At 71.2% G+C, this 15,353-nt stretch carries 9 protein-coding genes; 5 read left to right on the plus strand and 4 right to left on the minus strand.

The features are described 5' to 3' along the window. Nucleotides 1-44: 44 nt before the first annotated feature. From ACF1DX_RS10745 to acnA, 4 genes are all read right to left on the minus strand, one after another. Nucleotides 45-308, minus strand: a complete 264-nt coding sequence (locus ACF1DX_RS10745; RefSeq protein WP_391790836.1) for a hypothetical protein — start codon at nucleotides 306-308, stop codon at nucleotides 45-47. 187 nt (nucleotides 309-495) lie between these two features. Next, nucleotides 496-1,614 carry a hypothetical protein gene (locus ACF1DX_RS10750; protein WP_391790837.1) on the minus strand — a complete coding sequence of 373 codons (1,119 nt, stop codon included), beginning with the start codon at nucleotides 1,612-1,614 and terminating at the stop codon, nucleotides 496-498. A 13-nt stretch (nucleotides 1,615-1,627) separates the two neighbouring features. Further along, complete coding sequence (locus ACF1DX_RS10755) at nucleotides 1,628-2,047, minus strand: hypothetical protein (protein ID WP_234328090.1); 420 nt, start codon at nucleotides 2,045-2,047, stop codon at nucleotides 1,628-1,630. A 90-nt stretch (nucleotides 2,048-2,137) separates the two neighbouring features. After that, nucleotides 2,138-4,855: an aconitate hydratase AcnA gene (acnA, locus tag ACF1DX_RS10760; RefSeq protein ID WP_391790838.1), complete on the minus strand. Its 2,718-nt coding sequence runs from the start codon at nucleotides 4,853-4,855 to the stop codon at nucleotides 2,138-2,140. Between the two features lie 307 nt (nucleotides 4,856-5,162). Here acnA and ACF1DX_RS10765 point away from each other — a divergent pair, with 307 nt between their 5' ends. From ACF1DX_RS10765 to ACF1DX_RS10785, 5 genes are all read left to right on the plus strand, one after another. After that, nucleotides 5,163-5,369 carry a DUF4236 domain-containing protein gene (locus ACF1DX_RS10765; protein ID WP_391790839.1) on the plus strand — a complete coding sequence of 69 codons (207 nt, stop codon included), beginning with the start codon at nucleotides 5,163-5,165 and terminating at the stop codon, nucleotides 5,367-5,369. A gap of 64 nt (nucleotides 5,370-5,433) precedes the next feature. Beyond that, the gene (locus ACF1DX_RS10770; RefSeq protein ID WP_391790840.1) at nucleotides 5,434-6,963 is read left to right on the plus strand and encodes a UDP-N-acetylglucosamine 1-carboxyvinyltransferase; all 1,530 of its coding nucleotides are present in this window, start codon (nucleotides 5,434-5,436) and stop codon (nucleotides 6,961-6,963) included. Nucleotides 6,964-7,720: 757 nt separating this feature from the next. After that, nucleotides 7,721-8,122: a hypothetical protein gene (locus ACF1DX_RS10775; RefSeq protein ID WP_391790841.1), complete on the plus strand. Its 402-nt coding sequence runs from the start codon at nucleotides 7,721-7,723 to the stop codon at nucleotides 8,120-8,122. A 33-nt stretch (nucleotides 8,123-8,155) separates the two neighbouring features. After that, on the plus strand, nucleotides 8,156-8,764 hold the full coding sequence (locus ACF1DX_RS10780) for a dihydrofolate reductase family protein (RefSeq protein WP_391790842.1): 609 nt from the start codon (nucleotides 8,156-8,158) through the stop codon (nucleotides 8,762-8,764). Nucleotides 8,765-8,915: 151 nt separating this feature from the next. After that, on the plus strand, nucleotides 8,916-15,314 hold the full coding sequence (locus ACF1DX_RS10785) for a protein kinase (RefSeq protein WP_391790843.1): 6,399 nt from the start codon (nucleotides 8,916-8,918) through the stop codon (nucleotides 15,312-15,314). The last annotated feature ends 39 nt before the right edge of the window (nucleotides 15,315-15,353 follow it).

Here is a 15,353-nt window from a genome sequence, read left to right on the forward strand (position 1 = left end):
CCGATGACGGCCGGACACGCCGTCGGGGCCGCCCGCGGGACGGTTCAGCCGGTCCGGCAGGGCAGGGCCGGCGTCCTGTCACCGCCCGGGCCGGAGAGCACCTGGCCGAACAGCGCGCTCTCCCCCGGATCGAGGGAGCCGTGGTGGACCGTCACGCCCTGGTCGGCGTTCGCACCGCCCGCCGTCACGACCAGGCCTACGGCCGGGACGGTGGCGAGCAGGGAGACCAGGACGAGGAAGAGGGCCCGGGTGCGGGCGGGGAGCGCTGATCGGGGAGCCGCCTCGCTCCCCGGTCTTGTTTCGGTCATGACACACCTGTTCCGACGGTGGGGTTGACGGAGCATGCGGGGGTGCGGGGAGAGGGCGAGGCGGGAGTGTCCCGACGGCGGGTTCCGGTCCGCCTGAGTGTGGGAGCGCTCCCACCTCACCGTGAAGGGAAGGTAGCGCGGGGTGACGCCGTTGTAAACGGTTGCCACAGGAAGACTTGTGCCGTCGTCAGCCGGCGGTGGCGGCCGCCCGCTCGATCGCGTCGGCCGCCTCGTCCCCCTCGAAGACCCGGACCACGTCCGCCAGCACACGCTGTCCGCCCGGGACGTCGAGCACGGCCCGCACCATGCTCGCCACGTCCTCGCGGAGACGGACACCCCTGACATCGACCGGACGGCCGAGCTGCTCCCTCAGCACCGCCGCGAACCGCGCACGGCCCTGCGCGTCCTCCACGCACGCCAGCCCGCACATCACCTCGGTGAGCAGCAGCATCCGGGCGAGCGCGCTCCGGGGACGTTCCGCCCGGCGCCCGGCGTCGGGGCGTGGTGCCGGGAAACCGGGGCGGGGAGGTCCTCCCTCGGCACGCCGGCGGGACCGCGTACCGGAGGGAGGGACCGACCGCGCCACCACCACCCGCCGCTCCAGCTCGGCCCACATCTGCGGGCTCTGCCCGGCCCCGGCGGAGCGCAGCTCCTCGTACACGTAGTCGTACAGCTCGTGCACGTCGATCAGGCCGTCCTGGTTGCCGTCCGCCTCACCGGTGCGCAGGCCCCTGACGACGGCCCCGGTGAACCGCGAGGGTTCCGGGCCCAGTTCGGTGATCCGCTCACCTTCCCAGGCGTACTCGGTGCGGTTGGTCGCGGTGAGGACCGCGCGGCCGTGTCCGGCCAGTTCGTCGTTCACGTGGACCGTGGTGTCGCCCTTGCTCCCGGCCAGGAAGGCACCGCTGTAGCAGCAGTCCAGGAGCAGGACGATCGACCGGGCCCGGCAGGCGCGCATCCGCTGGTGCACGAAGAGGGCGGGGACGGACGTGGAGGCGAGCAGCCGCCGGTCGGTGTCCCCGGCGGCGAAGTGCAGTTCGCCGCTGTCGCTCTTGAGGCCGTGGCAGGAGATGTGCAGCAGGAGCAGGTCGTCCCGGCGGCGGTCGAGGAAGAAGTGCTCGATGGCCCGGGTCACTTCGCGATGGCTGCCGTCGACGACCGTGCTCACCTCGAAGCCGCCGATCTCCGGGTCCTCGAGCACCTCCGCCAGCGCCCGGGCGTCCCCGGCGGGCGATCTCAGCCGCCGCAGCGCCTCATTGTCGTACAGGCCCGTCGCGACGAGCAGCGCGTGGCGTCCCGCGGACACGGTCGTACGTCCCTCACTCACCCTGGCCGTCGGCCGGTTCCGCCTCGGGAGCGTGTGCGGCGAGGAAGGCGTCGACGATCCGCCGCTGGTCTGCGGAGGAGGCGGCCTCCAGTTCCAGGCTGTCGTCGCCCAGGGTGACGCTGACCGTGCGTACCGGGCGGTTCTCGATCCAGGTCCGCACCAGGTCGAGCACCGAGCGCAGCGCGAGGGGGGCGAGGGTCACGGCGAGTGCGCCGACGGCGATGGCGTCGGCCGGCTTGGCCCCGTCGGGAACGTCCCCGGAGCGGACGGTCTCGACGTCCTCGACGTCCAGTTCGAGCAGCCGCTCGCGCAACTGGAGTGTCAGCTCGTCGAGTTCTTCCTGGTCGCCGTCCCGACCGCCGGTCAGGACAAGACGCATGCGTTCCGTGCGGTCCACCGCCACCCCCGTCATCCGGTGAGGCTTCAGCGTACAACGGCGGCAACGGTGAGGGCCGTATCCCCGACGCCGGGGATACGGCCCTCAACTGCCCTGCCGGACCGCTTACTTGCGGATCAGGCTGCGCAGCACGTACTGCAGGATGCCGCCGTTGCGGTAGTAGTCGGCCTCACCGGGGGTGTCGATGCGGACGACCGCGTCGAACTCGACGCCCGTGTCGGTGGTGACCTTCACCGTGCGCGGGGTGGTGCCCTCGTTCAGCTCGGTGACGCCGGAGACGGAGAAGGTCTCCTCGCCGGTCAGGCCGAGGGAGGACGCGGTCTGGCCCTCCGGGAACTGGAGCGGCAGGACGCCCATGCCGATGAGGTTCGAGCGGTGGATGCGCTCGTAGGACTCGGCGATGACGGCCTTGACGCCGAGCAGCGCGGTGCCCTTGGCGGCCCAGTCGCGGGACGAGCCGGAGCCGTACTCCTTGCCGGCCAGGACGACCAGCGGGATGCCCTGCTCGATGTAGTTGCGGGAGGCGTCGTAGATGAACGACACCGGACCGCCGTCCTGGGTGAAGTCGCGGGTGTAGCCGCCCTCGGTGCCCGGCGCGATCTGGTTGCGCAGGCGGATGTTGGCGAACGTGCCGCGGATCATGACCTCGTGGTTGCCGCGGCGCGAGCCGTAGCTGTTGAAGTCGCGGCGCTCGATGCCGTGCTCCGTGAGGTACTTGCCGGCCGGGGTGTCGGCCTTGATGGCACCGGCCGGGGAGATGTGGTCGGTGGTGACCGAGTCGCCCAGCTTGGCCAGCACGCGGGCGCCGGAGATGTCCTCGACCGGGGCCGGCTCCATGCCCATGCCCTCGAAGTACGGGGGCTTGCGGACGTAGGTGGACTCGGCGTCCCACTCGAAGGTGTCGCCGGTCGGGATCGGCAGCGCCTGCCACTGGGCGTCACCGGCGAAGACGTCGGCGTAGGACTTGGAGAACATGTCCTCGCCGATCGCGTTGGCGACGACGTCGTTGACCTCGGCCTCGGAGGGCCAGATGTCCTTCAGGTAGACCGGGTTGCCGTCGGTGTCGGTGCCGAGGGCCTCCTTGGTGATGTCCACCTTCATGGAGCCGGCGATCGCGTAGGCGACGACCAGCGGCGGGGACGCCAGGTAGTTCATCTTGACGTCGGGGTTGATCCGGCCCTCGAAGTTGCGGTTGCCGGAGAGCACCGAGGTGACGGCGAGGTCGTGGTCGTTGACCGCCTTGGAGACCTCCTCCGGCAGCGGGCCGGAGTTGCCGATGCAGGTGGTGCAGCCGTAGCCGACGAGGTTGAAGCCGACCTTGTCGAGGTACGGGGTGAGGCCCGCCTTCTCGAAGTAGTCGGTGACGACCTTGGAGCCCGGGGCGAGGGTGGTCTTGACCCACGGCTTGCGGGTCAGGCCCTTCTCCACCGCCTTCTTGGCCACCAGGGCGGCGGCGACCATGACGTACGGGTTGGAGGTGTTGGTGCAGGAGGTGATGGCCGCGACGGTCACCGCGCCGTGGTCCAGCTCGTAGGTCGTGCCGTCGGCGGCGGTGACCTGGACCGGGTTGGACGGGGCACCGTTCGGGATGGTGGACGGGGCGTCGGAGCCGGGGAAGGACTCCTTGCTGGCCTCGTACTCGTCGTTGACGTAGTTGCGGACGTCCTGCTTGAACTGCTCGGCGGCGTTCGCCAGGACGATGCGGTCCTGCGGGCGCTTCGGGCCGGCGATGGAGGGGACGACCGTGGAGAGGTCGAGCTCCAGCTTCTCGGAGAAGTCCGGCTCGGCCTTCGGGTCCAGCCAGAGGCCCTGCTCCTTGGCGTACGCCTCGACCAGGGCGACCTGCTGGTCGCTGCGGCCGGTCAGGCGCATGTAGTTCAGCGTCTCGTCGTCGATCGGGAAGATCGCGGCGGTGGAGCCGAACTCCGGCGACATGTTGCCGATGGTGGCGCGGTTGGCGAGGGAGGTGGCGGCCACACCCTCGCCGTAGAACTCGACGAACTTGCCGACGACACCGTGCTTGCGCAGCATCTCGGTGATGGTGAGCACGAGGTCGGTGGCGGTGGTGCCGGGGGTGAGCTCGCCGGTGAGCTTGAAGCCGACGACGCGCGGGATCAGCATGGAGACCGGCTGGCCGAGCATGGCGGCCTCGGCCTCGATGCCGCCGACGCCCCAGCCGAGGACGCCGAGGCCGTTGACCATGGTGGTGTGCGAGTCGGTGCCGACCAGGGTGTCGGGGTAGGCCTTGCCGTCACGGACCATGACGACACGGGCCAGGTGCTCGATGTTCACCTGGTGGACGATGCCGGTGCCGGGCGGGACGACCTTGAAGTCGTCGAAGGCGGTCTGGCCCCAGCGCAGGAACTGGTAGCGCTCGCGGTTGCGGCCGTACTCCAGGTCGACGTTCTGCTTGAAGGCGTCGTTGGTGCCGAACTTGTCGGCGATGACGGAGTGGTCGATGACCATCTCGGCCGGGGAGAGCGGGTTGATCTTGTTCGGGTCGCCGCCCAGTTCCTTGACGGCCTCACGCATGGTGGCGAGGTCCACGACGCAGGGCACGCCGGTGAAGTCCTGCATGATCACGCGGGCCGGCGTGAACTGGATCTCCTGCGACGGCTGGGCCTGGGAGTCCCAGCCGCCCAGGGCGCGGATGTGGTCGGCGGTGATGTTGGCGCCGTCCTCGGTGCGGAGCAGGTTCTCCAGCAGCACCTTCAGGCTGTAGGGAAGGCGCGCGGAGCCCTCGACCTTGTCCAGCCGGAAGATCTCGTACGACTCGTCGCCCACCTGCAGCGTGCTGCGGGCGTCGAAGCTGTTCGCCGACACGACAGTCTCCTTCATTGATGTGCGCGTACCACCGCATCCTGCCGCCACGCCGCCCTGGCCTATCCGCTGAGGTAAGGCTAAGTTAGGCATCCCTTACCAGGGTGGCGGCTGCGGTGCGCCTCGGCAGATATCTCGATGTCGAGATAACTCTAGTACACAAGGGCCGAATGGTCATGCCCGGACCCGGTGCGCCCGGCCCGGTGCGCCACCCCCACCCTCCGTCGCGCCACGGCCCGGCGCCATCTTTGCGCCCGGACGGGGTAACCGACTGAGACGAAGTCAGTTCGGGACGGGAAGGGATACAGGAATGCCGCTCACGTTTCGCAAGAGCTTTCGGATCCTTCCGGGAGTACGACTGAACATCAACAAGCGGTCGTGGTCCATCACCACCGGCGGCAGGAACGGCCCCCGGCACACCCGCAGCAGTACGGGACGACGTACGACATCGATGGATTTGCCCGGACCTTTCGGATGGCGCCGGACCCGCCAGACCCGCCGCACCAGGGGACACTGACGCCACATCACCCGAATGAACCCCCCAGGAGGTGCCATCTCATATCTGAGATAACCTCATTCTCATGTCAGACGACTACCTCGTACGCATCGGCAAGCTCATCCGTGACGCCCGTCAGCACCGCGGGTGGACGCAGACGCAGCTCGCCGAGGCGCTCAACACCAGTCAGAGCGCCGTCAACCGGATCGAGCGCGGAAACCAGAACATCAGCCTTGAGATGATCGCCCGGATCGGCGAGGCCCTGGACAGCGAGATCGTCTCGCTGGGCTACGCCGGCCCGATGCATCTGCGCGTGGTGGGCGGCCGCCGTCTCTCCGGCGCCATCGACGTCAAGACGAGCAAGAACGCGTGCGTGGCCCTGCTGTGCGCCTCGCTGCTCAACAAGGGGCGCACCGTGCTGCGCCGCGTCGCCCGCATCGAGGAGGTCTACCGCCTCCTGGAGGTGCTGAACTCCATCGGCGTGCGCACCCGCTGGATCAACGACGGCGTCGACCTGGAGATCGTGCCGCCGGCCGAACTGGACCTCGCGTCCATCGACGCGGACGCCGCCCGCCGCACCCGCTCCATCATCATGTTCCTCGGCCCGCTGCTGCACCGCCTGGACCGCTTCATGCTGCCGTACGCCGGCGGCTGCGACCTCGGGACGCGCACCATCGAGCCGCACATGATCGCGCTGCGCCGGTTCGGCCTGGACATCGCCGCGACCGAGGGCCAGTACCACGCGGTGGTCGACCGCTCCGTCGCCCCCGACCGCCCGATCGTGCTGACCGAGCGCGGGGACACCGTCACCGAGAACGCGCTGCTCGCCGCCGCCCGGCACGACGGCACCACCGTCATCCGCAACGCCTCCTCCAACTACATGGTCCAGGACCTGTGCTTCTTCCTGGAGGCGCTGGGCGTCAAGGTCGACGGCATCGGCACCACCACGCTCACCGTGCACGGTGTGCCCACCATCGACGCCGACGTCGACTACTCCCCCTCCGAGGACCCGGTCGAGGCGATGAGCCTGGTGGCCGCGGCCGTGGTGACGGAGTCGGAGCTGACGGTCCGCCGGGTCCCCATCGAGTTCCTGGAGATCGAGCTGGCGGTCCTGGAGGAGATGGGCCTCGACCACGACCGCACGCCCGAGTACTTCGCCGACAACGGCCGTACGCGCCTGGTGGACCTCACCGTCCGCCCCTCCAAGCTGGAGGCGCCGATCGACAAGATCCACCCGATGCCGTTCCCCGGCCTGAACATCGACAACGTCCCGTTCTTCGCGGCGATCGCGGCGACGGCCCAGGGCAAGACCCTCATCCACGACTGGGTCTACGACAACCGCGCCATCTACCTGACCGACCTCAACCGCCTCGGCGGCCGCCTCCAGCTCCTCGACCCGCACCGCGTCCTGGTCGAGGGCCCGACCCGCTGGCGCGCGGCGGAGATGATGTGCCCGCCCGCCCTGCGCCCGGCCGTCGTGGTCCTGCTGGCGATGATGGCGGCGGAGGGCACGTCGGTCCTGCGCAACGTGTACGTCATCAACCGCGGCTACGAGGACCTGGCGGAGCGGCTGAACTCGATCGGGGCGCAGATCGAGATCTTCCGGGACATTTGATGTGACGATGCCGCCATACCCCGCCTGGCCTGCTTTTCAGCGGGACAGGGAGGGGTGCGGCGGCATCTCCGGGACTTCTCCGGGGCTTTGGGCCCGCGGCGGGCTACGAGCCATGCTCCACAGGCTCTGGTGAAGCCGGCGAAACGCTCCTGGGGTCGGGTACCGAGCGGGTTGAGCGCCGGGTCGGAGGGCGTCCGAGAAGCCTGTCGGCAGGCTGGTCCTGCGAGGCGACGCACCAGGAGCACGGCCATGGCGAGGTGGAGGGCATTCTCCGAGCAGGCGCGCAGGTGCTCGTAGTCCTTCGACAGGCGGTGGCACCGTTCCAGCCAGGCGCACAACGTCCGCTCCACCACCCGGCGACGCGGGACCACCACGAACGGGGGCCCTGCCGGCGGCGGTGCCCCCACCAGGGCCCAGGCCGAGCGGAAACCGGCGTCACGGTGCCGCACGATCTCCACGGTGATAACGGTGGCCTCCAGGGCCCAGGCGTGGAAGTCGGCGCCGCGGCAGCCCTGGCTGGCCCGCACATGCCGCAGCATGGCCGACCCCTGCCGGGACGGCGGTATTCACCTGAGACGTCTCCCTCCCTACGCACAACTGCCGTCATGGATCCCTGTACCACGGCCGGTCACTCGACAGGAGTCCCGTCCGAACCTGGCATATACCCATCAGAACGCTGGTGTCCTGCGCCGGCGGGCAAGGCCGGCACCTGACATCCGGTCCTCCAGGACGTCCAGGAGCCGCCCGCCTTCCGGCCGTGGCGGTCGTCGCCGCCGGCTGGAACCTGGTGGTCGTCTCGACGCTCTGGCTCGCCGCCTGCGGCGCCGCTCTCGCGCCCGTCCTGCTGTACGCCCTGTACTGGCCCGGGTTCACCGCCCGTGGTGCGCTGTGGTGTCTGTGGGGCGCGACGGGGGTGACCGTCGTGGCGCTCGCGGTGTCGCCGTATGTGTCCGGCGCCCCCGGGTCGGTCTTCCCGGAGCACGACTTCAGGATCTGGGACGTGACGATCCCGGGCCTGGTGACGGTGCCGGCCGGGTTCCTGCCGGGCCGGCTGGGCAGCGTCACGGACCGGCGCCGGACGGGCGGGCCGGGGCGGCCGTCCGGCGAGGTTTCTCGCGTGCCGTCCGCCGATGAGTTCCGGAGGCTGCCGCGGTCGTAACCCGTACACGGACCGACACCCCAGGAGGACCCCATGTCCCGCAAGATCGTGGCCAGCGTGTTCATCTCGCTCGACGGCGTCGTCGAGGCGCCCGACCAGTGGCACTTCCCGTACTTCGACGAGGAGATGGGCGCGGCCGTGGGCGCGGGTCTGAGCAGCGCCGACACCATGCTCTTCGGCCGCGTGACGTACGACAGCTTCGCCGGCGCCTGGCCGGGACGGGAGGCGGCGGGCGAGGAGGACGCGGGCTTCGCCAAGCAGCTCGGCGACATGCGGAAGATCGTGTTCTCCCGTAGTCCGCTCGACTTCCAGTGGCGCAACTCCGAGCAGGCGCAGGGAGACGTCGCCGAGGTGGCCGCCGCGCTGAAGCGGGAGCCGGGCGGTGACATCGGGCTGAGCGGCTCGATCTCGATCATCCGGCAGCTGCTCGCCGCCGGGCTGCTCGACGAGCTGCAGCTCATCGTCCACCCGATCGCCGTGCGCAAGGGCATGCGGCTGTTCGACGAGGGCGAGCCGTCGATCCCGCTGAAGCTGCTGAAGTCGGAGACGTTCGGCACGGGTGTGCTCAACCTCGTGTACGGGCCGGACACGGCGCCGCCGACGGGGGGCTACGAGGAGGCGGTGGCGTCGCTCGGGGAGTGACGCCATCCCGAGCCCCAAGCCTCGCCGTTCACACCCGGGCAGCGTGTTGACACCATCAACACGTAGACGCCACCGCCCGTATGGGCTAAGGTGTACGCTCCCTGCAAGATGTACCCATCTTGCACGAGACGGGCGTCATGGGGAGGGGTAAGTGGGGTTGGGGACTGTCGGCGGACGTTTCCGCATCACGGGCGTCGTCGGACGCGGGAACATGGGCGAGGTGCACCGGGCGGAGGACCTCGAGGCCGCCGCGGACTCCCCGCACCGGCAGGTCGCCGTCAAGACCCTGCTGCGCAGCCGGACCGGGGGCGCGATCGACACCTCCGGGTCCGGCAAGGAGACCGCCCGCTTCCGCCGCGAGGTGCGCATCATGCGCATGCTCTCCCAGGGGCACCCGAACCTCACGCTGCTGATCGACGGCGGCGTGGACGACTCGGCGGACGGCGGCGGTCTGCCGTACCTGGCGATGGAGCTGCTGGACGGCAATCCGCTCGCGGACCTCATCGACGAGGAGCCCCAGCTGCCGGTCTCCTGGGTCGCGGCCGTCGGCGCTCAGATCGCGTCCGGGCTGACGGCGGCGCACACGGCCGGTGTCGTGCACCGCGACCTGAAGCCGGCCAACGTGATGCTGACCGGTGACGGCACGGTCAAGGTCCTCGACTTCGGCATGGGCTCGATCGTCGACGACCCCGACCAGACGCGGCTCACCAGCACGGGCGTCAGCCTCGGCACGGCCCGGTACATGGCGCCCGAGCAGTTCCGCGCCGAGCAGGTCTCCGCCCCGGCCGACCTCTACGCGCTCGGCTGCATCCTGTACGAGCTGCTCATAGGGCGGCCGCCGTTCTCCGGCCGGACCCACTACGAGATCTCCGAGCAGCATCTGCACGAGCGGCCGCCCCGGTTGACGCTGGTGCGCCCGGACCTGCCCGCGGGGCTGGTGCGGCTGGTGGAGCGTCTGCTGGAGAAGGACGCCGAACTGCGGCCGGAGAACGCCGCCCTGGTCCGTGAGGCCCTGGTGCCGCTCGCCCTCGCGCCGGACCCCACGGCCGCCCTGCTCGCCCCGCACTGGCAGGAGATGGACCCGGTGGCGCGGCTGCGCGCCCTGCTTCCCGAGCGGGCCCCCGCCGTGCCCGCGCCCGCGCCGCGCCGGCAGCCGCGGCTTCCGGAGGCGATGGACGTCTTCGGCATCCACGCCGACCTGATCGGCGAGTACGAGAGCTTCACCCGCAGTGGCACGGTGATCCGGGACGCCCGGATCGAGGGCTTCGTCGCGGACGACCTGAAGGCGAAGTCGCAGTGGCCCGACCCGTGGCTGTCGCTGAACCCGTTCTTCGCCGACGGCGGCCAGGTCACCGACCTGGTGCGGGACGGCGTCCTGCACCCGAGGTGCGCGGAGATCTTCCAGGCGGGGAAGAAGGAGACGTCGTCGCGTCCGGACGGACGGCCGCTGACCTTCCATCTGCACCAGCGGCAGGCGATCGAGGCCGCGCAGGCGGGCGACTCGTACGTGCTGACCACCGGCACCGGTTCCGGCAAGTCGCTGTCGTACATCGTGCCGATCGTGGACCGGGTGCTGAAGGAGCGGGAGGCGGCGGGGCCGAACGCCGAGCGCAGGGTGCGGGCGATCGTCGTCTACCCGATGAACGCGCTGGCCAACTCGCAGCTCGGGGAGCTGGAGAAGTACCTGCGCCACGGCTTCGGGAAGGGCCGCGAGCCGGTCACCTTCGCCCGCTACACGGGCCAGGAGTCCAGCGAGGAGCGCCGTGAGCTGCGCAAGAACCCGCCGGACATCCTGCTGACCAACTACGTGATGCTGGAGCTGATGCTGACCCGGCCGGACGACCGGTCCAGCCTGATCCGCATGGCGGAGGGGTTGCGGTTCCTGGTCTTCGACGAGTTGCACACCTACCGGGGCCGGCAGGGCGCCGACGTGGCGTTCCTGATCCGCCGGGTGCGTGAGGCGTGCCGGGCGTCGGAGTCGCTCCAGTGCATCGGCACCTCGGCGACGATGTCCACCGAGGGCACCTGGGACGACCAGCGGCGTGAGGTGGCGAAGGTCGCCGGGCGGCTGTTCGGCACGACGGTGCTGCCGGAGCGGGTCATCGGCGAGACCCTGGTCCGGGCGACGGAGGAGGCGTCGGAGTCGGTGCCCGCCGAGCGGCTGCGGGTGCCCTCGGCGCCCCGGTCGTACGAGGCTCTGACGAAGGACTCCCTGGCGCGCTGGGTGGAGTCGCGGTTCGGTCTGGAGCGGGAGGAGGGCACGGGCCGGCTGCGCCGCCGTGCCCCGGCGACCGTGGAGGAGGCGGCGGCGGAGCTGTCCGCCGCGTCGGGTGTCGCCGAGGAGACCGTGCGCGAGGCGATCCGGACGACGCTGGAGGCGGGCGCGCAGGCCAAGCACCCGGTGACGGAGCGGCCGTTGTTCGCGTTCCGGCTGCACCAGTTCCTGTCCAAGGGCGACACCGTCTACACGACGCTGGAGGACCCGCTCACCCGGCCGCTGACCCGCACCTATCAGCTGGAGCAGCCGGACAGCGGCGGCAAGCCGCTGTTCCCGCTGGCGTTCTGCCGGGAGTGCGGCCAGGAGTATCTGACGGTGTGGCGCACCGAGGACGGCGGCGCCTTCCGGTACGAGCCGCGCCGGGACACCTCCGCGTCCGGGGGCCGCGAGGGCGAGGGCTACCTGTATCTGGGCATGCCGGGGCAGGACTACGAGTGGCCGGCCGACCCGCAGAAGGCGGTGGACGACCGCCGGCTGCCGGAGTCGTGGCTGGAGCCGGACGCGAACGGCGGGACGACCGTCAAGAAGTCCTACCGTCCGCGCGTGCCGAAGCGGGTCGTCGTGGACGCCCTCGGCAACGAGTCGGGCGAGGGCGAGGGCCTGGTGGCGGCGTTCGTGCCGGCGCCGTTCCTGTTCTGCGTGCACTGCCAGGTCAGTTACGAGCAGACGCGCGGCCGGGACTTCGCCAAGCTGGCCACGCTGGACCAGGAGGGGCGGTCGTCGGCGACGTCGCTGATCTCCGCGTCGATCGTGAAGTCGCTGCGGGCGGTGCCGGAGGACAGCCTGGGCAAGGAGGCGCGCAAGCTCCTCACGTTCGTCGACAACCGGCAGGACGCGTCCCTCCAGGCGGGGCACTTCAACGACTTCGCGCAGGTGACCCAGTTGCGCGGGGCGCTGTACCAGGCGGCGGTGCAGGCGGGTGAGGACGGGCTGCGCCACGACGACCTCGCCGAGGCCGTCACCGAGGTGATGGGTCTGACGCCCCGCGACTACGCGGCGGGCGCCAACCTGCCGCCGTCGATGGAGAGGCGGGCGACGAAGGTGTTCCGGGAGGTCGTCGGGTACCGCCTCTACCGCGACCTGGAGCGCGGCTGGCGGATCACGATGCCGAACCTGGAGCAGACGGGTCTGCTGCGGATCGACTACGAGGACCTGGCCTGGGTCGCCGCCCAGCCGGACCGCTGGCAGTCCGCGCACGCGGTGCTGCGTGACGCCGACGCGCCCCTGCGCGAGGAGATCAGCCGCACGCTGCTCGACTACCTGCGGCGTGAACTCGCCATCGACGTGCAGTACTTCCGCGACGACTTCGACACGTTGCAGCGGGCGAGCGAGGAGCGGCTGACGGGGCCGTGGGTGCTGAGCGACTCGGACCAGCCGACCGTGGGCACCGCCTACCCGTACGGTTCGCGGCCGGGCATGGAGCGCTCCGCGCTGTTCCTGTCGGCGCGCGGCAAGTTCGGCAAGTATCTGCGCCGGAACATGCCCGCCCTGCGGGAGCCGTCCGTCTCCCTGGACGACGTGCAGGGCGTCATCGAGGACCTGTTGAAGGTGTTGCGCGACGCGGACCTGGTGCGTGAGGTGGAGGCGGCCCCCGAGCGCTCGGGGCCGGCCTTCCGCCGCCGCGCGTCGGAGAAGCGGACCGGCTACCGGGTGGCGGCGGCAGCGCTGGTCTGGCGGGCGGGTGACGGGGAGCGCGGCGCGGTCGATCCGCTGGCGCGCACCTACAGCAGCGGCGAGGGACCCCGCGTCAACCCGTTCTTCCGCGACCTGTACCGCACGGCGGCGTCCGAGCTGGCGGGGCTGTTCGCGCGGGAGCACACGGCGCAGGTCGCGCCGGAGGACCGGCTGAAGCGCGAGCGGCAGTTCCGTGACGCCGAACTGCCGTTGCTGTACTGCTCGCCGACGATGGAGCTGGGCGTGGACATCTCCTCGCTCAACGCGGTGATGATGCGCAACGTGCCGCCGACCCCGGCGAACTACGCGCAGCGCTCGGGCCGGGCGGGCCGCTCCGGTCAGCCCGCGCTGGTGACCACGTACTGCGCGACGGGCAACAGCCACGACCAGTACTACTTCCGGCGGTCCCAGGACATGGTGTCGGGGCAGGTGGCCCCGCCGCGTCTGGACCTCGCCAACGAGGACCTGGTCCGTTCGCACATCCAGGGCATCTGGCTGGCGGAGACCGGGATGAAGCTCGGCGCCGCGATCCCGGACGTCGTCGACGTCGCCTACGACCCGGACGGCGACGACCGCCCCGACCCGCAGATGCCGCTGCCGCTGCTCGACCGGATCCGTGACCTGTCCCTGGACGAGGGCGCGCGCCGGCGTGCGGTCGCCGCCGCCCGGACGGTCCTCGCCCCGCTGATCGCGGACTTCGAGGCGACGACCTGGTGGTACGACGAGTGGATCGAGGACCGGATCGAGCGGGCCCCGGCCAAGTTCGACGCGGCCTTCGACCGGTGGCGGGACCTGTTCCGGGCGGCGGTCATCGACCAGTACGAGCAGAACAAGCGGGTCGTGGACCACACCCTGTCCCCCGGTGAGCAGGCGCGGGCGCGCACCCGCCGCCGGGAGGCGGAGACGCAGACGAACCTGCTGCTGAACCGCTCCACCGACAGCAAGTCGGTGATGAGCGACTTCAACCCGTACCGCTATCTGGCGTCCGAGGGGTTCCTGCCCGGCTACAGTTTCCCGCGCCTGCCGCTGGCCGCGTACATCCCGCGCTTCGGGAACCGGCGCAACGCCGACGGCGACTACCTCCAGCGGCCCCGGTTCCTCGCGATCCGCGAGTTCGGGCCCGGCGCGCTCATCTACCACGAGGGCGCCCGCTACCAGGTGACGCGGGTGCAGCTGCCGCCGGACGCCTCGGGCGACCTGGCGACGGCGGAGGCGCGCCGCTGCGACGGCTGCGGCTATCACCACGACGTCAAGGCGGGTTCGGACCTGTGCGCGATGTGCGGCGAGCCGCTGCGCGGCAAGCGCACGGGCCTGCTCCACCTGCACACCGTGTACACCACGCCGCGCGAGCGGATCTCCTCCGACGAGGAGGAGCGGCGCCGGGCCGGGTTCCGTCTGGAGACGTCGTACGCGTTCCAGGATCACGGCGCCCGCAAGGGCCGTCTCACCTCGCACGTCGGCGACGCGGAGGGCGCGCCCGTCCTGGACCTGGACTACGGCGACTCGGCGACGGTCCGCATCACGAACCTGGGCCGGGTCCGCGACAAGGAGGGCGAGCCGGACGGCTACTGGCTGGACCTGGGCGACGGCCGCTGGCTGAACGACCGGGCCGCCGCGGACGCCATCGAGGGCACGGGCATGCCGGTGGTCGACGAGGACGGCAACGAGAAGCGCCGCAAGAAGCGGGTCCTGCCGTACGTGGAGGACCGCCGGAACATCCTGGTGGTGACGCTGGACGAGCCGCAGCCGGAGCCGGTGGCGCTGTCGTTCCTGTACGCGCTGGAGCGGGGCATCGAGGCGGCGTTCGAGCTGGAGGACTCCGAGCTGACGGCGGAGCTGCTGCCCCCGGACGACGGGCCGCGCCGCCGCATGCTGTTCACGGAGGCCGCGGAGGGCGGCGCGGGGGTGCTGCGCCGCATCCAGCACGAGAAGGACGCGCTGGCGAAGGCCGCCCGGACGGCGCTGGAGATCTGCCACTTCGACCCGGACACGGGCGAGGACCTGGGCGGTCCCTCGGAGCACGAGAAGTGCGCCCGCGGCTGCTACACCTGCCTGCTGACGTACGCCAACCAGGGACACCACCGGCAGCTGAGCCGGCACACCGCGCGTCCGCTGCTGCTGCGTCTGGCCGGCGCCCGCACCGAGCGGGAGGACCGGGGCGAGTCGCGCAGCGAGGCGTTCCGCAGGCTCGTCCCGGCGGCGGCTGCCGCCGCGGGCGGCGACCGCACGGCGGCCGGGGACGCTCCCGCCGCCGAGGTCTCCCCCGTGTCGGTGCCGACCCCGCTGGAGTCGGATCTGGCGGCGCTCGTCGCGCAGGGCGATCTGGTGGGCTGGCTGAAGGCGAAGGGCTACCGGCTGCCGGACGAGGTGGACGTGTTCGTCGACGGGGCGGCGGCCCGGCCCGATCTGGTGTTCCGCCTGGACGGCGTCCACCTCGCCGTGTTCGTCGACACCCCGGGCCGCCCGGCCGACTCCACGCGTGACGTGGACGCCGGCTACCGCCTGGAGGAGGCCGGCTGGGACGTGGTGCGCTTCCCGGCGGACGCGGACTGGGACGCCGTCGTCGAGCATCACGCCGCCTACTTCCATCTGCGCTGACCCGCCCCGCACGCATCGACTTCCCGACGTATCGACCCT

The sequence above is a fragment of the Streptomyces sp. NPDC014676 genome (assembly GCF_043084105.1).
Lineage (GTDB): Bacteria > Actinomycetota > Actinomycetes > Streptomycetales > Streptomycetaceae > Streptomyces.

What these genes read in the sequence shown, in the direction of transcription:
- ACF1DX_RS10770 (WP_391790840.1), top strand. Translation starts at nt 5,434, where the DNA reads ATGTCAGACGACTACCTCGTACGCATCGGCAAGCTCATCCGTGACGCC.
- ACF1DX_RS10745 (WP_391790836.1), bottom strand. Translation starts at nt 308, where the DNA reads ATGACCGAAACAAGACCGGGGAGCGAGGCGGCTCCCCGATCAGCGCTC.
- ACF1DX_RS10755 (WP_234328090.1), bottom strand. Translation starts at nt 2,047, where the DNA reads ATGACGGGGGTGGCGGTGGACCGCACGGAACGCATGCGTCTTGTCCTG.
- ACF1DX_RS10765 (WP_391790839.1), top strand. Translation starts at nt 5,163, where the DNA reads ATGCCGCTCACGTTTCGCAAGAGCTTTCGGATCCTTCCGGGAGTACGA.
- ACF1DX_RS10780 (WP_391790842.1), top strand. Translation starts at nt 8,156, where the DNA reads ATGTCCCGCAAGATCGTGGCCAGCGTGTTCATCTCGCTCGACGGCGTC.